Genomic DNA, 18,955 nt, shown 5'->3' with positions numbered 1-18,955 from the left:
TCCCATGGCTTTGGCCGGACTATACACCCGGGCCGAAATTAGTGTCAAACAGAAAATACCTGGCGTGGATTTTCCTATAAAACCCGGTATGGATGGGGAGATTGTTACTTGTGTGGCAAATCGTTAACACGGCCTTCAGGGCTGAAGCCGATACCCCACCGCCGTCTCCGTCAACAAATAGCGCGGCTGCGCCGGATCGTCCTCCAGCTTCTGCCGCAGATGCCCCATGTAGATGCGCACGTAGTGGCCGTTGTCGCTGTTCGACGGCCCCCACACCTCGCGCAGCAGCTGCGGCGCCGTCACCACCCGGCCCACGTTCGCGAGCAGCACGGACAGCAGCTTGTACTCGGTCGGCGTCAGGTGGACCGGGAGGCCGGCGCGCTCCACGCGGCGCTTCTGCAAATCGACCTCCACCTTCCCGAAGACCATGCGCGCAGAGGGCTCACCGGCCGCCTTGTGCTGGCGCCGCAGTGCCGCGCGCACCCGCGCCAGCAGCTCGCCGATACCGAAAGGCTTGGTCAGGTAGTCGTCGGCGCCGGCGTCCAGCGCCGTGATCTTGTCGCTTTCGTCGACCCGCGCCGACAGCACGATGATGGGCACGGGGCTCCAGCCGCGCACCTCGCGGATCAGCTCCACGCCGTCGCCGTCCGGCAGGCCGAGGTCGACGATGATCAGGTCGGGCGTGCGCGTGCCGGCGTCGATCAGGCCTCGCTTCAGAGTTTCGGACTGGTGCACCTGCCAGCCCTCGCCTTCCAGCGCCATGCGCACAAAGCGGCGGATCTGCGGTTCGTCCTCGACGATGAGGGCGACAGGGGAAGTTTCGTTATTCATGGGTGTTCGGTGTCGACGGGATCGGGCACGGGCAGCGGCGGTGGATCGCCCAGCGGCAGGCTCACTTCAAAGCAGGCGCCGCCGCCTTCGTGGTTGAATGCACGCATGCGGCCGCCATGCGCGCCGACGATGGCGCGGCAGATCGCGAGCCCGAGGCCGACGCCGGCGATCGGCGACTCCTGCTGGCCGCGCACGAATTTCTCGAACAGCGCATCCTCGCGTCCGGGCGGCAGGCCGGGGCCGTCGTCGCGCACGCACAAGTGCAGCACGCCGGCGCCGGGATCCACCGCCGCCTCGACCGCGATATGGGCGTCGGCCGGTGTGTACTTGCACGCGTTCTCGAGCAGGTTGCAGAGGACCCGCTCCAGCAGCGCAGCGTCGAAACGCAGCAGCGGCAGATCCTTCGGCATGCGCGTCTCGACGGTGCGGGCGCCGAGCTGCCAGCGGCAGGCCCGCAGCGCGCTGCCGACCAGTTCCTCGACCAGCTGCCACTCCAGCTTCAGCTGCACACCGCCGCTCTGGATGCGCGCCATGTCCAGCAGATTGGCGACCAGGGTGCTCATGCGGCGGGCCTCGTCGCGCAGCGCGGTGGCCAGCTCCATCTGCGCGCCTTCCAGCATCGGCCGCGACAGGGTCAGCGATTCCGACAGGCCGACCAGGCCGGTGAGCGGCGTTCGCAGGTCATGCGACAGGGCCGCCAGCAGGGAGTTGCGCAGCCGCTCGCCTTCCATCTTCACTTCGGTATCCTGCGCCACCTCGACGTAATGGACGCGTTCCAGCGCGATCGCCGCCAGCGCCGCGAAGGCATCGAGCAGACCGCGCTGCGCCGGCTCCATCGTCATGCCCTGTTCCGGCAGGCGCAGGGCCAGCACGCCGCGGGTGCGCATGGTGGCCACCAGGGGCAGGTAGACGTATTGGTTGCCGGGCAGCGTTTCGGTGCCGGCGCCGGCCGCGCTGGCGTGGTCGTAAGCCCACTGGGCAGCGGCCATGTCCAGCACGCTCAGCACCGGCATGCCCGCCGCGGATGCCGGCAAGGCCAGGCGTTCCTGCGCATCCGGCAGCAGCATGGCGCCGCGGGCGTCGAAGCTGCGCTCGGCAAAGCGCAGGGTAATCTCGAATACCTGTTCGGTCAGCAGGGCGGATTGCAGGGCGCGCGCGAATTCGTACAGCGAACGGGTACGCGCCTCCCGCCGCACCGCGCCGACGGCCTGCTCGCGCAATTCCGCGGTCAGGCCGGCCGTGATCCAGCCCACCGCCAGCATGACCGCCAGCGCCACCGCGTAACGGAACTCCCCAGGACCGAAGCCCTCCGCACCGGCCGGATGCGCGGCCAGCACCAGGGCGCAGAAGGCCACCAGGGTTGCCGCCACCGCCGGCGCCCGCCCCAAGCGGATCGCCACCAGCACCACCGCCAGCAGGAACAGCATCGCCACGTTGGCCAGGTCGAGCAGGGGCAGCAGCGGCAGCGCCGCGAGCGCGGTCAGGAGGCCGATGCCGGCGCCGGCCAGCACCGGCCCGCGCAGCGGCGCGTCATTCGATTCCAGGTTGGGGCGGAACGTGGGCATGCCGGCATGGTAAGCGATCCGGTCGCATCCGGGCGTAAACGCGGCGTAAAAATCCATCGCGTTTACGCCGCGTTTACATGGATGGCGCCGGCCTTTACGACAATTTTCGGCACCGAAGCCTATCGTGACAGCCTGTTCCATCTTCACGACTTCCCATGCCAACGAACCTGCGCACCGCCCTCCTCGGCCGTCCACTCGACCCGCTCAAAGCCGAAACCCGTCACTCACTCACCCTGGCCGCCTTCCTGGCCTGGGTCGGCCTCGGCGCCGACGGCCTCTCGTCCTCGGCCTACGGCCCGGAAGAAGCCTTCAAGGCACTCGGGCAGCACACCCACTTCGGCCTCTACCTGGCGCTGGCCACGGCCGTCACCGTGTTCATCATCGCCTTCGCCTACAACCAGGTGATCGAGCTGTTCCCGACCGGGGGCGGCGGCTACCGCATCGCCACTGTCCTGCTTGGACCGCACGCCGGCCTGGTCTCGGGCGCAGCCCTGGTGGTCGACTATGTGCTGACGGTGGCAATCTCGGTCGCCGGCGGCGCCGACGCCCTGTTCTCGATGCTGCCGCTCGCATTCCAGCACTGGAAGCTGGGCACGGAGCTGGCGCTGGTGCTGCTGCTCCTGTGGCTGAACCTGCGCGGGGTGAAGGAATCGATTCGCATCCTGCTGCCGATCTTCCTCGGCTTCGTCGTCACGCATGCGCTATTGATCGTGTACGGCATCGCGGCCAAGGCGCCGCTGATCCCCGGCCTGCTGCCGGACACCGTCACGGAAACGGCCGGCCTGGCGCACGACACTTCCTGGTTCTTCACCCTGGCGCTGCTGCTGAAGGCCTATTCGCTGGGCGGCGGCACCTATACCGGCATCGAGGCGGTGTCGAACAACGTCAATTCGCTGGCCGAGCCGCGCGTGCGCACCGGCCGCGCCACCATGTTCTACATGGCCTGCAGCCTGGCCTTCACCGCCGGCGGGATCATCCTGCTGTATTTATTGTGGAACGCCATGCCGAGCGCCGGCCAGACCCTGAACGCGGTCGCCTTCCGTGCCATCCTGGCGGACGTGGGCCTGGACGGCCCGGCCGCCGCCATCGCCCTGACGGCGACGCTCGCCTTCGAGGCCGGCCTGCTGCTGGTGGCCGCGAATACCGGCTTCCTGGGCGGTCCGGCGGTGCTGGCAAACATGGCGGCGGATTCCTGGGTGCCGCACCAGTTCCGCTATCTGTCCAGCCGCCTCGTGACCCAGAACGGCGTGCTGCTGATGGGCGCCGCAGCGGCCGCTGTGCTGCTGGGCAGCGGTGGCCGCGTCGAGCTGCTGGTGGTCCTGTACAGCATCAACGTCTTCCTCACCTTCAGCCTGTCGCTGCTGGGCCTATGCCGCTACTGGCTGCGCCATCGCAGCGAGAGCGGCTGGCTGCGCCGCCTGCTGCTGTCGATGACGGGTCTGCTGGTCACCGGCAGCATCCTGCTCGTCACCATCCTGGAGAAATTCACGGAAGGCGGCTGGGTCACCATCGTCCTGACCGGCACGGTGGTGGCGCTGTGCCTGGCCGTGCGCGCCCATTACCGCGCCACCCGCGAGCGCATCCAGGAAGTCGACCGCGTGTTCGCCGGCCAGCCCCTCGGGCCTTGCGTGGATACGCCCGCCGTCGCCCCGCAGGCGCCGACCGCCGTGTTCATCGTCGGCAGTTCGCGCGGCGGCGGCCTGCATGCGCTGCTGTGGGTGCAGCGCATGTTCCCCGGCCATTTCCGCAACGTGGTGTTCCTGAGCGCGCGCACGGTCGACGCCCAGGCCTACGGCGGCGACGGCGAAATCGAGCGCCTGCGCGCCGCCAGCGAGCGGACGCTCGACGACTTCACCGCCTTCTGCCGCAGCCACGGCATCCCGGCGACTTCGCGGCTAGGCTTCGGCACCGATCCGGTCGATACCATCACCGGCATGTGCCGCCAACTGAGCGCCGAATTCCCGCACGCGGTGTTCTTCACCAGCCGCCTGGTGTTCAAGACGGACAATCCGTTCACGCGCCTGCTGCACAACCAGGCCGCGCTGGCGATCCAGCGCCGCCTGCACTTCGACGGCCTGCAGGTGGTCATCCTGCCGATGAAGGTCTGAACTGCGGCGCCCCGCTCAGCCGAACAGCTTGGCAGCCGTCTTCGCCACCAGGTCGCCCTGGAAGCGGGCGCCCTCCAGTTCCAGCTGGCTGGGCTGGCGCTGGCCCTGGCCGCCGGCGATGGTGCTGGCGCCGTAGGGGCTGCCGCCGGTGATCTCGTCCAGCGTCATCTGGCCCTGGAAGCTGTACGGCAGGCCGACCACCACCATCCCCAGGTGCAGCAGGTTGGTGAGGATCGAGAACTGGGTGGTCTCCTGGCCGCCGTGCTGGGTCGCGGTCGAGGTGAAGGCCGCGCCCACCTTGCCGTTCAGGGCGCCGCGCGCCCACAGGCCGCCGGTCTGGTCGAGGAAGGCCGCCATCTGCGAAGCCATGCGGCCATAGCGGGTCGGCGTGCCGACGATGATGGCGTCGTAGTCCGGTAGCTCGTCGACGGTGGCGATCGGCGCCTGCTGGTCGAGCTTGAAGTGCGCCGGGCGGGCGATGTGCTCCGGGACCCTCTCCGGCACCCGCTTCAGTTCGACCGTCGCGCCGGCATTGCGCGCCCCTTCCGCGACCGCCTTCGCCATCTGCTCGATGTGGCCATAGGTGGAGTAATACAACACCAATACTTTCGCCATGCCGTTCTCCTTTGCTCGTGAGTGAGTGGGTGGGTGCTGCGGGCATGCTAACGCTTCGCGCGACCACGGGGCGCGCGGTCGAGAGGCGAGCGGCTGCAGGATGTTGCTAGTACAATACGGCCCGATGAAAGCCCGAGCCTACCTGATCCTGATGGCCACCGCGATCCTGGTCCCGGTGACCCTCGTCGCATCGGTGGGTTTGTCGCGGCTGCTGCATTCGGAACGGGAATCGCGCATCCGCAGCGTGCAGGAGACCGGCCGCGCCACTGCCCTGCTGATCGACCGCGAGATCGCGGTAGCCGAAGCCTCGCTGCGCGGCATCGTCAACTCGGAAGCCCTGCGCCGCGGCGACTTCGCCCAGCTGCACCGCGAGGCCAGCGCGATGGACCGCGCCACGCCCTGGTCCTGGACCCTGCTGTCCGACTACGACGGCACGCCGCTGTTCAACACCCTCGTGCCCTGGGGCCAGCCGCTGCCAGGCTACAAGGCCAGGTGGGTGTCGGATCTCTACGACAGCCAGAAGACCCGCGTGTCCGGCTTCTTCATCGGCCTCCTGGCGCGGCGTCCGACGATCTCGGTCGACGTGCCGGTGCCGCAGGCGCTGGGCAAGCGCTACGTGGTCAGCCGGATCTTCGACGCCAGCTATTTCCGCCGCGTGTTCGACGACCAGGCCATCGGCCGCGACTGGGTCATCACCATCTTCGACGCCAAGGGCATCTCGATCGCCCGCAACCGCAACGCCGAGGAGCTGGTCGGCAAGCCGGTGCGCCCCGAGCTGTACCAGGCCTCGCGGCGCCAGCCGAACGGCGTGCTGCGCCACACGACCCACGACGGGGTCGACGTCTACAGCGTCTATACCCGCGCGCCGCTGAGCGGCTGGACGCTGGCGATCGGCGTGCCGGCGGTCGAGATCGAAGCCAAGGCGCGCACTGCGACCCTGTACGCGGCGCTGGCGCTGCTGGGCGTCATGGGGCTGGCGATCGCGATCGCCGTGTTCCTGGCCAAGCGCCTGTCGGTGTCGCTCGACCAGGCGCGCGTGGCCGCCCAGGCGCTGGCCGGCGGTGCCGAGCCGCCGACCGGATCGACGATGGTGGCGGAAGTCGACATGCTGCTGGACGGCCTGAGACTCACCAGCGCCGACCTGACGCGCGAGCGCGCCGCGCGCCAGCGCCTGCAGGACGAGCGCGAAGCCCTGCTGCGCAGCGAGCAGGAAGCGCGGCGCCATGCCGAGGCCCAGAGCAATGCCAAGGATGCCTTCCTGGCCATGCTGAGCCACGAACTGCGCAACCCGCTGGCCGCCATCGCCGGCGCCGTCCAGGTGCTCGACCTGCCTGGCGTGAAGCCGGAGCTGGCCGCGCACGCGCGCGAGATCGGCCGGCGCCAGGTCCGCCACCTGACCCGCATCGTCGACGACCTGCTGGACGTGCGCCGCATCCTGTCCGGCAAGGTCAGCCTGCGCCGCGAGCGCATCGACGCCGGCGCCCTGCTGCGCCAGTGTTGCGAGACCCGCAGGCTGGCCGATGCCGGCGCCCACGCCTGGCAGGTCGACGCGGAGAGCCTGTGGATCGCCGCCGATCCGACCCGCCTCGAACAGATCTTCGACAACCTGCTGCACAACGCGATCAAGTACACCCCGGCCGGCGGCAGCATCGCCGTGCGCGCCCATGCGTCGGGATCGGAGGCCGTGATCGAGGTCGCCGACACCGGCGTCGGCATCGACGCCGACACCCTGCCGATGATCTTCGATGCGCTGGTCCAGGGTCCGACCGGGATCGACCGCGCCCAGGGCGGCCTCGGATTGGGGCTCGCGCTGGTGAGGGAGCTGACTGCCCTGCACGGCGGCAGCGTTAGCGCGAACAGTGACGGCGCGGGCAAGGGGACGGTGTTCACGCTGCGCTTCCCGCTCGCTCAGGAACAGGCCAGCCCCGCATTACTGGATTGACAAGCCTTTTCCGGCTCGGGCATACTCGCGGATGTTAGCGGTATCATCGGAGCCGCCCTTGAGGAAAAGAGCATCGTGAGCAGCACCGCCCTGTCCTGGCGCGAAAAGATCGGCTACGGGATCGGCGACATGGGTTTCAATTTTTACTGGACCAATGTCGCGACCTTCCTGCTGATCTTCTACACCGACACCTTCGGCATGTCGGCCGCCGCCGCTGCCGGGATGATGTCGGCGGTCAAGCTGATCAACGCCTTCACCGACCCGCTGATCGGCGCGGCCGCCGACCGCACCACGACCCGCCACGGCAAGTTCCGGCCCTGGCTGGCATGGATGGGCGTGCCGCTGGCCGGCGCCGCCGTCCTCACCTTCACCACGCCGGACCTGGCTCCCGGTGCCCGCCTGGCCTGGGCCTGGGCCAGCTACCTGCTGATGATGGTGTGCTACACCTGCGTCAACATCCCCTACAACGCCCTGTCCGGCGTGATGTCCGCCGATCCCCAGCAGCGCGCCACCTTGAACGGCCTGCGCTTCGTGTTCGCCTTCGGCGGCAGCACCCTGGTCACGGCGGCCACGCCAGCCCTGGTGGCGCTGCTGGGCGCCGGCGACGAGCGCCGCGGCTGGCAACTGGCCATGCTGGCCTGGAGCGTGTCGGCCACGCTGCTGTTCCTGGTGACCTTTGCCAGCACCCGCGAGCGCGTGGCGCCGGCGCCGGGTACCCGCCCGGACCTGCGGCGCGAACTGCGCGACCTGGCGCACAACGGTCCCTGGCTGGTGCTGTTCGTCCTGGCCCTCGCCATCATGGTCACGATCACGCTGCGCAGCGCCGGCGCCGCCTATTACTTGAAGTACGTGGTCGGACGCCCGGAACTGCTGGCCGCCTTCGTACCGACCTATATGGTGGCGGCCGCGCTCGGCGCCGCCATGACGCCGCTGCTGACCCGCTGGTTCGACCGCAAGCGCTTGATGATGGGCCTGATGAGCGCCACGGCCGTGCTGTCAAGCGCCTTCTTTTTCGTGCCTCCTGGTGCGGTCTGGCTGATGTTCGTGCTGCAGGCCGCCCTCGGCCTGGTGCTCGGGCCGAAGTCGCCGCTGGCCTTCGCCATGCTGGCCGACACCGCCGACTACAACGAGTGGCGCACCGGACGGCGCGCCACCGCGCTGACCTTCGCCGCCGCCACCTTCTCGCAGAAGCTCGGCACCGCGCTGGCCGTGGCCACCATCGGCGCCGTGTTCACCGCACTGGGCTACACCCCGAACGCGGTCCAGAGCAGCGCCTCGGGCGCCGGCATCGTGTGGCTGATGTCCTTCATCCCGGCCGGCTTCGCCCTCGCTGCGGTCGCGGCGATGGCTTTCTACAGGCTCGATGCACCCCTGCTGGCGCGCGTGGGCGCCGAACTGGCCGCACGCAAGGCCGCAACCGTCCATCACTCCGGAGACAGCAATGCTTTACGCCAGCCCTGACGGCTCACGCCAGACCCTGACCAGCCCCACCGCCATGCCCCAGGCCGGGGCCTTCCTGTGGAACCGCCGCATGATGATCCACGTGACCTGCCGCGGTTATGCCACCGCCCAGTTCATGCAGCCGGAGCCGGCCAAGTATTCGCACGCGCCCTGCCTGGAGGCGAAAAGCTTCATGCAGCCGGAGCAGGCCTATTACGCCCACCACCCTGGGCGCTTCTTCTACGTCAAGGACGAGGAGACCGGCGCGCTGTTCTCGGCACCGCACGAGCCGGTGCGCGCGGAACCGGACCGCTTCGCCTTCACCGCCGGCCCGGACAGCATCGAATGGGAAGTCGAGAAGTTCGGCATACGCGTGACACTGCGCCTGGCCCTGCCGCTCGAGAACGTGGCCGAGCTGTGGACGCTGGAGGTGAAAAACCTCTCCGGCCGTCCGCGCCGGATCAGTGTCTACCCCTATTTCACGATCGGCACCATGTCGTGGATGAACCAGTCGGCCGAATACCGCGCGGACCTCGGCGGCATCGTCGCCTCCAGCATCACGCCCTACCAGAAGCTGGAAGACTACTACCGCAACCGCCACCTGATGGACAAGACGGTGCTGCTGTGCGAGGACGCACCCGACGCCTGGGAAGCCAGCCAGGCCGCTTTCGAGGGCGAAGGCGGCCTGCACCTGCCCTCCGCCCTGGACATGGATACCCTGGCCGGCGGCGACGCCCGCTACGAGACCCCGGTTGCGGCCGTCCAGTACCGCCTCTGCCTGGAGGCCGGCGGCGGCGCCGTGAAGCGCTTCCTGTTCGGCCCCGCCTTCGACGACGCCCAGATCGCCGATCTGGGCCGGCGCTACCTGGGCGAAGCGCAGTTCGCCGCTGCCGCCCGCGACTACGGCGCCTACATCGCCGAGGGCAGCGGGGCCGTAGAGATCGAAACCCCGGACCCGGACTTCGACCGCTTCGTCAATCACTGGCTGGCGCGCCAGGTCTATTACCATGGCGACGTCAACCGCCTCAGCACCGACCCGCAGACCCGCAATTACCTGCAGGACGCGATGGGCATGGCCTTTGTGCGTCCGGCCGCGACCAGGGCCGCCTTCCTGCACGCACTGTCCCAGCAGGAGCCCGGCGGCGCGATGCCGGACGGGATCCTGCTGTTCGAGGGCGCGGAACTCAAGTACATCAACCAGGTGCCGCATACCGACCACTGCGTGTGGCTGCCGGTCTGCCTGCAGGCCTACCTCGACGAGACCGGCGACCTGGCCATCCTCGACGAGATCGTGAGCGACCGCGAGGGCGGTGCGCACAGCGTGTTCGACCGGATCTCGCTGGCGATGGACTGGCTGCTGCACAAGCGCGACGCGCGCGGCCTGTCCTTCATCGAACAGGGCGACTGGTGCGACCCGATGAACATGGTGGGCCACAAGGGCCGCGGGGTGTCGGGCTGGCTGACCGTGGCCGCGGCCCATGCACTCGGTTTGTGGTCGGCGGTCTGCGCCGCCCGCGGCGAAGCGTCGCTGGCGGACCGCTATGCCAGCGGCTGCGCTGCCATGAACGCCGCCGCCAACACCCATTTGTGGGACGGCGCCTGGTACGCGCGCGGCATCACCGACGACAACGTGGTGTTCGGCACCGCGGCCGACCACGAAGGCCGCATCTGGCTCAACCCGCAGAGCTGGGCCCTGCTGGCCGGTACGCCTTCGGCCGCGCAGAGCGCTTCCATGCTGAAGGAAGTCGAGGCCGAGCTAAACACACGCTACGGCATGCAGATGTTCGCGCCGCCCTTCAGCGCCATGCGCGAGGACATCGGCCGCGTCACGCAGAAGCATCCCGGTTCCGCCGAGAACGGCGCCGTCTACAACCACGCGGCCGCGTTCTGGGTCCATGCCATGTACGCGATCGGCGAGCCGGACCGCGCCTTCGACGCGCTGCGCAAAATGATCCCAGGGCCGGATCAGGACGACCTGCTGCGCCGCGGCCAGATGCCGGTCTACATTCCCAACTATTATCGCGGCGCGGTGAAGGAAATTCCGCGCACCGCAGGCCGTTCCAGCCAGCTGTTCAACACCGGCACCGTGTCCTGGGCCTATCGCAGCGTGGTCGAGGGCTTGTGCGGCCTGAGGGGCGATGCGCGCGGTCTGACGGTGGCGCCGCAGCTGCCTGCGGGCTGGCCTGGCATGCGTGTACAGCGGCGCTTCCGCGGCGCCGAGTTCGACGTGCAGGTGCGGCGCGGCGACACCAGGCAGCTGCGTCTCTGGCTCGACGGCGTGGAACAGCCGGCGGCGCGCGTCGACGGCATCGCGCCCGGACGCCGCTACCGGCTGGAAGTGCTGGTGCCGGCCGAATGAACGCGGCGCCGCGGCTTAGACCTCTCTTAAGCGCTCTCGCGTTCGCGCAGCGTGAAACCGAGGTCGATGCGGCGCGCCTTCGGCGGCTTGCCGGCAATGAGGTCCAGCAGCAGCGACGCCGCCTGGTAGCCGACCTGGTAACGCGGCGTGGCGACCGTGGTCAGCGAGGGCACCAGCAGGCTGGACGCCGGCAGGTCGTTGAAGCCGGCCACCGCGATCCGGCCCGGCACGGCAATGCCGGCGCGCTGGCAGTGGAAGATCGCGCCGTGGGCGAGGTCGTCGTTGCAGAAGAAGACGGCGTCGCAATCCGGCAGCTCGGCCAGCACGCGCCGCATCAGCTCCGCACCGAGGGCAAGCGTCGAGGGTGCCGGCGTCATGACTTCGAGGCGCGGATCGAACAGGCCCGCCTCCTGCATCGCCAGGCGCCAGCCGTCGGCGCGGCGCAGGGTGCGTTCGTCGAGCTGGGCGCCGACGAAGGCGATGCGCCGGTAGCCCTTGCCGAGCAGGTGGCGCGTCAGGGCCATGCCGGCGTCGAGCTGGGAAAAGCCGACCGACAGTGCCGAGGGCTTCTCCGCCAGGTCCATCATGGCCACTACCGGCACTTGCAGCGTTTCGAGCATGGCCGCGACTTCGGGGCTGTGGCTCAGGCCCGGCAGCAGGATGCCGTCGGGGTCGGATTGCAGGTAGGTGCGCAGCAGCTTTTCTTCCTCGGCGTCCGAATAGTGGGTATTGCCGATCAGGAGCTGGTACTGGCTGGCCTCGACGGCGTCCTGGATCCCGTCCAGCACTGCCGTGAACACGGCATTCGCCAGCGAAGGCACCAGCGCCACGATCACGCGCGACTGGCTCGACGCCAGCGCCCGCGCCGCCCGGTTCGGCACATAGCCGAGCTCCAGCACCGCCTGCTCGACCCTGGCGCGGGTCGCATCCGAGACCAGCTGCGGCCGGCTGAGCGCGCGCGAGGCGGTCATGGTCGACACCCCCGCCAGCCGCGCCACTTCCTCCAGCGTTGCCCGTCCCGTTCCCCGGCTCTTCCCTGTGCTGCTTCTGCTCATCGCTATCCTGCTTGAGGCCACGCGGCCGACCCCGGATTGCGCCATGCTTTGGCTAATTTGTCAATGTCATGTCCGAGAGGTCCTACAAATCCACCCCCTATTTTCCGATTGCGACTATCAGCAATGCGGCTAGCATGAAGTTTCCGGCACGGGACAAGGAGAAAGAATGCCAAGTAACCAGGAATACAAAGGTAAAGGCACGAAGAGCCGCAATGTCGATGAATTGAGCGGCGTGGGCACCAGTAGCGCTGGCAAGACCGGCACCACTGGCAATCTCAACGACGGCGGCCGCGACGGCGGCATCGGATCGCCCGACCTCGCCGACTCGGGTAACTTGCAATCGGCCAAAGCCGGCCAACCGGGCGGTACTCCAGCCCAGGGACGCTCCCAGCGCGGTCAGGTGGAGCCGGGCAACAGTCAGCAAGGAGGAAATTTAAATCAGCAACAGGGCAACAAGCAGCAGAAGTAAGCCCTTCCCTCAGCGGCGGGCGCAATGTCCGCCGCGCACTCGCATCCGCCGGCCATCCCAGGGTTCTTGAACTGTCGTATCCATGCCGCAGGCGCTGGCTGTTTCCGCACGGAAAGCCTATACTGCCTCTGCAGGGCTACCCTGCGTGCATATCACCTTTCCCTCCTACCATGAACGCGCCGGCCCCGAAATCCCTCGTCGCAGACCCGCAGCTGCGCATCGACGACGCCCTGGAAGAGCTGAAGCGCTCGCGCGAGCGCATGAACGCCATGCTGGAGAGTATCGGCGACGCCTTCTTTGCCGTCGACCGCGACTGGCGCATCATCTACGCCAACCGCAAAGCCGCCAGCTTCGTCGGGGTCGAAGTGGAGCCCAGCATCGGCCGGCACTTGCTGGAGGTGGCGCCCAGCCTGGCTGGAACGGAATTGCTTGCCAACTACCGGGCCGCCATGGACACCGGCGAACCGACAGCGATGGAAACCTGGTGGGAGCCATCGGCCACCTGGCTCGAGGCGCGCGCCTACCCGACCGCCGACGGGCTGTCGGTCTACTTCCACGACATCACCGAGAAGCGCCTCGCCGAAGAAGCGCTGCGCAAGAGCGAGCAGCGCTTCCGCAACCTGTTCCAGCAGGCCGGCGACAGCATCCTGATCGCCGACGGCCAGCTGCGCATCGTGGCCGCCAACGGCCGCGCCTGCGCCCACTTCGGCTACCGCGAGGACGAGTTGATCGGCATGTCCGCGCGCGCGATCGACAGCAACTTCCACTATGGGCCCGAGCTGGCCGACAGCCTGCGCCAGGGCCAGACCCACCTGCTGCGCATCCTCAAGCGGCGCAAGGACGGCAGCACCTTTCCGGCCGAGGTCCACGTTTCGCGCTTCGAGGACAACGGCCAGGAATTCTTCCAGGCCATCATCCGCGACCTGACCGAGCGCGAGGACGCCGACCGCCAGCTGCGCCACCTGGCCACCCACGACACCCTGACCGGGCTGCCGAACCGCGCCCTGCTGCACGAACGCCTGCAGCGCATGCTCGACGATTGCGCGCCGGGCCGCACGGTGGCGGTGATGTTCCTCGATCTCGACCGCTTCAAGGAAGTCAACGACTCCTTCGGCCACGAATACGGCGACGTCCTGCTGTGTGAAGTCGCCACGCGCCTGCGCAGGGTGCTGCGCCCGGCCGACGTGGTGGCGCGCCTGGGCGGCGACGAATTCGTGGTGGCGGCCGAAAGCGGCGGCGGGAGCGATGCTGCGGCGGCGATCGCGGCCAAGCTGCTCGAGGTACTGACCCTGCCGGTCACGGTCGGTGCGCAGGACGTGGTGGTGGGCGCCTCGATCGGCATCAGCATGTACCCGCGCGACGCCGCCACGCGCGAGCTGCTGTTCCAGACCGCCGACACGGCGATGTACCGCGCCAAGGCCGAGGGCCGCAACCGCTACCGCTTCTTCGAGCCGGCGATGACGGTGGCGGCGCGCTCGCGCATGGCGCTCGAGCTGTCGCTGCGGCCGGCGCTGGCGCGCGAGGAATTCGAGCTGCACTACCAGCCGCGCGTCGATCTGCGCAGCATGGAGGTAGTGGGGATGGAGGCGCTGATCCGCTGGCGCCATCCGCAGCAGGGCATGGTGCCGCCGCAGCAGTTCATCGGCATCGCCGAAGAGACCGGGCTGATCGTGCCGATCGGGCGCTGGGTGCTGCGCGAAGCCTGCCGCCAGACGCGCCGCCTGATCGACGAGTTCGGGCGCCCGATCCGGGTGTCGGTGAACGTCTCGGCGCGCCAGCTGGCCCAGCCGGCCTTCGCGGCCGAGGTGCGCGAGGCGCTGGCCGACGCCGGCCTGGCCCCGGTCGCGCTGGAGCTGGAGCTGACCGAGAGCGCCCTGATCGAAGACCTGGAACGCACCGCCGCCATGCTGGGCGAGCTGCAGGCTCTCGGCGTGAAGCTGGCCGTCGACGATTTCGGCACCGGCTATTCCGGCCTGGCCTACCTGCGCCGCCTGCCGATCGACGTGCTCAAGCTGGACCGATCCTTCGTGCTGCAGGACGACGGCCGCATCAGCGCCTTCGATTTCGTGAAAGCCTTCGTCGACATGGCGCACGCGCTGCAGATGCACGTGGTGGCGGAAGGCGTGGAAACCACCGAGGTGCTGGACTTCCTGCGCGCGGCCTCCTGCGACGAGGCCCAGGGCTATCTGCTGGGCCGTCCGCTGCCGCTGGCGGACCTCAAGAACCTACTGCGCGGCTGACCAGAAGGCGGCCGTGTCCTTGTCGCCGGCGCCCGGGTCCGGCGCCGGTTCCAGCGGATCCGCGACCAGCAGCGCCAGCCTGCCTTCGAGCGCCTCGAAGCGCAGCGGCAGTTCCAGCTCGCAGACCTCGCCGTCGGCCGCCACCTTGATCTTGCGCCGGCTGGACAGCAGCGGCGCACGCACCGTCATGCTGCGGAAGGCGAAGGCGGTCACGTCCTCCGCCTCGCCCAGGCGCCCCAGCGCGCCGCGCAGCAGCAGCCCGAGCATGCGCAGCTTGCCCACCGGGCGCGGCGCGATCGCCGCCAGCCTGCCCTCTTCCACCGCATGATCGAGCGGCTGCATGCCGACCTGCTCCATCTGCAGGCGGTTGTTGCCGACAAATAGGGTCGGCGTGCGCAGGCGGTGCGTCCGCCCGTCCAGTTCGAGGTGGATGCGCAGGTTGCGGTGCCGCCCCAGCGCCGTCTTCAGGGCCGAGATCAGCGCCACCACGCGGCTGCGCCCGAACTGGCGCTTATCGATCTCGCGCTCTTCCAGCAGGCGGGGATACAGGCCGACGCTGGCATTCACCAGGAAGCTGCGTTGGTTGACCATCCCGATCTGCACGTGGCGCACGCGGGCGCGCAGCAGCGCGTGCACAGCATCGCGCAGGTCTTCGGGTATGCCGTGGGTGCGGCCGAAATAATTGAAAGTGCCCTGGGGCAGAACGCCGAACACGCAGCCGTGGCGCACCGCCTCGTGCGCGACCGCGTTCAGGGTGCCGTCGCCGCCGGCCGCGACCAGGATCGCGCCGTCGCGTGCAGCGCGCTCAGCCACCTCGGCCGCGGTGGCCGGCATGCGCGCGCCCTCGCGCACCACCTCGATCTCGCAACGCCGCCCCGCCCCTTCCAGCACCTCGCGGATGATGGCGCAGCGCAGCTCGGTGTCGGTGCGGCCCGAGCCGGCGTTCAGCACGACATAATAGGGCGCGTCGGGCCTTGGGTCCTGCATGTGCATCGTGATTCGTCTCCAGCTTGCCATCCTCTTTTCAGAATAGCAGTTTTGGACGAAGCGCCGCTTCCCCTTGCCGGCCGGATTCGCGGCTGGCTGTGTCGCCAATTTCGCTACATCGTCGCGCACGGGCGAGGCTTATACTGCGGCGCTATGAGAATCAGCAAGGAAAAAGCCGCCGAGAACAGGGATGCCCTGGTCCGCGCCGCAAGCAAACTCATACGCGAGCGCGGCATCGACGGCGTCGGCGTAGCGGAGATCAGCAAGGCGGCCGGGCTCACCCATGGCGCCCTGTACGCCCACTTCCGCTCGAAGGAAGAGCTGGCGCTGGCTGCCCTCGCGCATGGGCTCGATCGGACCTGCGCCGGCCTCGACGAAGCCAGCGCGGAAGGCCCTAGCGGCCTGGCGCGCTTCCTCGACGGCTACCTGTCGCCAGCCGGGCGCGACGACTATGCGGGCAACTGCCCGGTGGCCGCCTCGGCCAGCGAAATCGGACGCCAGGACCGCGCCATCAGCGCCCGCTTTGCGGAAGGTATCCAGACGATGGCGGGCGCCTTCGAGCACGGCATGGCGCCGGGCGAGGACGCCCGGGCGCGCGCGCTGACGCTGGTGGCGGCCATGGTGGGCGCCCAGGCGCTGGCGCGCGGCGCCGTCAAGGGCGATCCGGTGCTGTCGGAAGAGGTGCTGCGCGCGACCCGCAAGCTCATTGAAACGGCGCTGCTGGCGCCGCGCGCAGACTAGGACTTACTTGGTCACCGCGATCTCGGTGCGGTGGCCGCCCTTGAAGGTGTACAGGGTGATGGTGCCGTCGCGGATGTCGCCCTGCGGGTCGAAGGCGATGTTGCCGGTCACGCCCTTGTAGCGGAGCTTCGCCAGCTCCGGCAGGTACTTCGCCGGCGCCGAGGAACCCGCCTTGTTCATCGCCTCGGCCAGGATCAGGGTCGCGTCATACGAATACGGCGCGATGATCTGGACGTCGATGCCGAAGCGCTTCTTGTAATCCGCGCGGAACTTGTCCATGCCGGCCTTGCCGGCCGCCTCGACGCCGCCCGCTTCCGCGCACACTACCTGGCCGTCGGCCATGGTGCCGCCGGAAAGCTTGTGCATCTCGTCCGAGCAGATGCCGTCGCCGCCCATCATCTTGACGTTCAGGCCGAGCTGCTTCATCTGGCGCAGCATCGGGCCGGCCACCGCGTTCATCCCGCCGAAGAAGACCAGGTCGGGGTTGCTGGCGCGGATGCGGGTCAGGATGGCCGAGAAATCGGTCGCCTTGTCGTTGGTGAACTCCTTGGCCACCACGTTCATGCCCTGCTGGCGCAGGCCGTTGACGAACTCGGTCACCAGGCCCTGGCCGTAGGCAGTACGGTCGTCGATCACGGCGACGCGCTTGGCGGCCATGTTCTTGACGGCGTAGCGGCCCAACGCGCGGCCCAGCTGGATGTCGTTGGCGACCACGCGGAAGGTGGTGTTGAAGCCCTGCTTCGTGTACGCCGGATTGGTCGACGAGGCGGTGATCTGCGGGATGCCGGCATCGAAGTAGATCTTCGAGGCCGGGATTGTGGTGCCCGAGGTCTCGTGCCCGATCACGCCGTTGACTTTCGCATCGGCCAGCTTCTGGGCGGCGGCGGTGGCCTGCTTCGGCTCGCCGGCGTCATCTTCGGGCGCGAGCACCCATTTCACTTTGCGCCCGGCGATGCTGGCGCCGCGCGCGTTCAGCGCTTCGATCGCCATGCGCACGCCGTTTTCGCTGTCCTTGCCGAAGTGGGCCACCGGTCCCGTCATGGCGGCCACGTGGCCGATACGGACGACTTCCTGGGCCGGCGCCAGGCCGGCCGCCGACAATGCGGTCAAGGCAAATACGTACTTCTTCATTCCATCCTCGTATATACAGGTGATTCTTTATATCGAAAACGATATGTTACAAGGGAAAGTTAGAACTAACAAGTATTCCCTGGTAACAATCCGGATTTCATGCACAATGCGGCCATGCTCCAGAATCTGCCGACACTTTCCGCCGCCACCCTGCTGCGGGCCCTGTTCAAGCGCCCCGCTTCCGGCGCGGCCGCGGCGCCGATCGCCACCCGCTACCTGCTCGACCAGGTCGATCGGGAACAGGTGGCGCGCTACCGGGCCGCGCTCGGCTTTGGCGGCGAGCGGGTGCCGCTTACCTATTATTACCTGCTGGCCCAGCGCGCCCACCTGGCGACCATGCTGAGCGCCGCCTTCCCTTTCCGCCTGGTGGGCGCGATCCACGTCGACAATGCGCTGCGCGCCGGTGTGCAGCCGCTTGCCGGGCGCCCGCTGGAGCTGGCGACCGAGGTCGGCATCGCAGCGCCGGCCGCCAACGGCGCCGTGCATGCGGTGCTGGACACCCGGGCGAGCCAGGACGGCCAGCTGGTGTTTTCCTGCCGCAGCACCTACCTGGTGGTGCGCGGCAAGCGCGGCGGCTCCTCGCGGCGCACGGCGGAGGCGGCGCCGGCACTGGCGCCGGTCGCCGGCTGGCATTTGTCCGCCGCCAGCGGCCGCGCCTATGCCGCCCTGTCCGGCGACTGGAACCCGATCCACCTGTGGCCGTGGTCGGCGCGCCTGATGGGCCTGGACGCGCCCATCATCCATGGCATGCAGACCCTGGGCCGGACCTGCGCCGAGCTGGAGCGCGCAGGCGGACGCCCGCTGGCGCAGCTGGACGGACGCTTCCGCGCGCCCATCGCACTCGGCCTGGACGTGGCGCTGGCGGCCAGCCTGGCGGACGGCCGCTGCACGGTCGAAGCCGGCGGCCGCATTGCCGTCGAGGGCGAATTCGCTTTTGATTCAGCTCAAGCCATGCAAAGTGCATATCCGCGATCCTGAGTGAGCCGCCCCATGCCGGGCGGCGCATCCATGGAGGGACGGCCATGTACAAACGCATCCTGATCCCCAGCGACGGTTCCGAAGCCTCCCAGCGCGCCATCCTGGCCGGGGTCGAGTTTGCCCGCGAAGTCGGCGCCGAAGTGGTGGGCCTGACGGTCACGCCCGAGTTCCACGTGCTCAGCACGAGCAGCGAGATGATCGAAGAGACGCCCGAGCGCTATGCCGCCGCCAGCGAAGGACGCGCGCGGCGCATCCTGGCCGACATCGACAGCGCCGCGCGGCAGTCCGGGGTGCCCTGCCGCGGCGAGCATGCGGTCGACGACGATCCCTATGCCGCCATCGTCGCCACCGCCGCGCGCCTCGGCTGCGACCTGATCGTGATGGCCTCCCACGGGCGCCATGGCCTCAAGGGCCTGCTGCTGGGCAGCGAGACCCAGAAGGTGCTGGTGCACAGCACGATCCCGGTGCTGGTGCACCGCTGAAGCGCATCGGGC

General features: G+C 68.8%; 15 protein-coding genes. 9 read left to right on the top strand and 6 right to left on the bottom strand.

All coding sequences use genetic code 11. The features are described from left to right. Positions 1-135: 135 nt before the first annotated feature. Both kdpE and AC07PE_RS11140 read right to left on the bottom strand, forming a co-directional pair. Positions 136-831: a two-component system response regulator KdpE gene (kdpE, locus tag AC07PE_RS11145; RefSeq protein WP_498764208.1), complete on the bottom strand. Its 696-nt coding sequence runs from the start codon at positions 829-831 to the stop codon at positions 136-138. After that, a complete protein-coding gene (locus AC07PE_RS11140) occupies positions 828-2,396 on the bottom strand; it encodes an ATP-binding protein (protein ID WP_498764206.1) in 1,569 nt (522 codons plus the stop codon). The genes kdpE and AC07PE_RS11140 overlap by 4 nt, the downstream gene beginning before the upstream one ends. Positions 2,397-2,551: 155 nt before the next feature. On the opposite strand from AC07PE_RS11140, the gene AC07PE_RS11135 reads away from it, so the two are divergent. Beyond that, a complete protein-coding gene (locus AC07PE_RS11135; RefSeq protein ID WP_498764204.1) occupies positions 2,552-4,504 on the top strand; it encodes an APC family permease in 1,953 nt (650 codons plus the stop codon). 15 nt (positions 4,505-4,519) lie between these two features. On the opposite strand, the gene wrbA is transcribed toward AC07PE_RS11135, so the two are convergent. Further along, positions 4,520-5,119 (bottom strand): NAD(P)H:quinone oxidoreductase, encoded by a 600-nt coding sequence (wrbA, locus tag AC07PE_RS11130; protein ID WP_498764202.1) that lies wholly within the window; start codon positions 5,117-5,119, stop codon positions 4,520-4,522. Positions 5,120-5,243: 124 nt separating this feature from the next. Here wrbA and AC07PE_RS11125 point away from each other — a divergent pair, with 124 nt between their 5' ends. From AC07PE_RS11125 to AC07PE_RS11115, 3 genes are all read left to right on the top strand, one after another. Beyond that, complete coding sequence (locus AC07PE_RS11125; RefSeq protein WP_498764200.1) at positions 5,244-7,061, top strand: sensor histidine kinase; 1,818 nt, start codon at positions 5,244-5,246, stop codon at positions 7,059-7,061. Between the two features lie 75 nt (positions 7,062-7,136). Further along, positions 7,137-8,522 (top strand): MFS transporter, encoded by a 1,386-nt coding sequence (locus AC07PE_RS11120; RefSeq protein ID WP_498764198.1) that lies wholly within the window; start codon positions 7,137-7,139, stop codon positions 8,520-8,522. After that, the gene (locus AC07PE_RS11115; protein WP_498764196.1) at positions 8,503-10,860 is read left to right on the top strand and encodes a GH36-type glycosyl hydrolase domain-containing protein; all 2,358 of its coding nucleotides are present in this window, start codon (positions 8,503-8,505) and stop codon (positions 10,858-10,860) included. The genes AC07PE_RS11120 and AC07PE_RS11115 overlap by 20 nt, the downstream gene beginning before the upstream one ends. A 26-nt stretch (positions 10,861-10,886) precedes the next feature. Here AC07PE_RS11115 and gntR read toward each other — a convergent pair whose 3' ends face one another. Next, on the bottom strand, positions 10,887-11,915 hold the full coding sequence (gntR, locus tag AC07PE_RS11110) for an HTH-type transcriptional regulator GntR (protein ID WP_498764194.1): 1,029 nt from the start codon (positions 11,913-11,915) through the stop codon (positions 10,887-10,889). A gap of 166 nt (positions 11,916-12,081) precedes the next feature. On the opposite strand from gntR, the gene AC07PE_RS11105 reads away from it, so the two are divergent. Both AC07PE_RS11105 and AC07PE_RS11100 read left to right on the top strand, forming a co-directional pair. Next, complete coding sequence (locus AC07PE_RS11105; RefSeq protein WP_498764192.1) at positions 12,082-12,384, top strand: hypothetical protein; 303 nt, start codon at positions 12,082-12,084, stop codon at positions 12,382-12,384. Between the two features lie 170 nt (positions 12,385-12,554). Further along, positions 12,555-14,624: a putative bifunctional diguanylate cyclase/phosphodiesterase gene (locus tag AC07PE_RS11100; protein ID WP_498764190.1), complete on the top strand. Its 2,070-nt coding sequence runs from the start codon at positions 12,555-12,557 to the stop codon at positions 14,622-14,624. Here AC07PE_RS11100 and AC07PE_RS11095 read toward each other — a convergent pair. Further along, positions 14,610-15,611, bottom strand: a complete 1,002-nt coding sequence (locus AC07PE_RS11095) for a diacylglycerol/lipid kinase family protein (RefSeq protein WP_498764188.1) — start codon at positions 15,609-15,611, stop codon at positions 14,610-14,612. The genes AC07PE_RS11100 and AC07PE_RS11095 overlap by 15 nt on opposite strands. 153 nt (positions 15,612-15,764) lie before the next feature. Here AC07PE_RS11095 and AC07PE_RS11090 point away from each other — a divergent pair, with 153 nt between their 5' ends. After that, positions 15,765-16,352: a TetR/AcrR family transcriptional regulator gene (locus AC07PE_RS11090; RefSeq protein ID WP_498764186.1), complete on the top strand. Its 588-nt coding sequence runs from the start codon at positions 15,765-15,767 to the stop codon at positions 16,350-16,352. A gap of 3 nt (positions 16,353-16,355) precedes the next feature. On the opposite strand, the gene AC07PE_RS11085 is transcribed toward AC07PE_RS11090, so the two are convergent. Then, on the bottom strand, positions 16,356-17,483 hold the full coding sequence (locus AC07PE_RS11085) for a branched-chain amino acid ABC transporter substrate-binding protein (RefSeq protein ID WP_498764184.1): 1,128 nt from the start codon (positions 17,481-17,483) through the stop codon (positions 16,356-16,358). A 114-nt stretch (positions 17,484-17,597) separates the two neighbouring features. Between AC07PE_RS11085 and AC07PE_RS11080 the strand changes: the two genes are divergently transcribed. Then, complete coding sequence (locus AC07PE_RS11080; RefSeq protein WP_498764182.1) at positions 17,598-18,461, top strand: MaoC/PaaZ C-terminal domain-containing protein; 864 nt, start codon at positions 17,598-17,600, stop codon at positions 18,459-18,461. A 44-nt stretch (positions 18,462-18,505) separates the two neighbouring features. Then, complete coding sequence (locus AC07PE_RS11075; protein ID WP_498764181.1) at positions 18,506-18,943, top strand: universal stress protein; 438 nt, start codon at positions 18,506-18,508, stop codon at positions 18,941-18,943. The last annotated feature ends 12 nt before the right edge of the window (positions 18,944-18,955 follow it).

The sequence above is a fragment of the Telluria sp. GW821-FHT07G12 genome, assembly GCF_059418525.1.
Note: the sequence above shows the minus strand (reverse complement) of the source record. Positions and strands in the feature narration are given on the sequence as shown.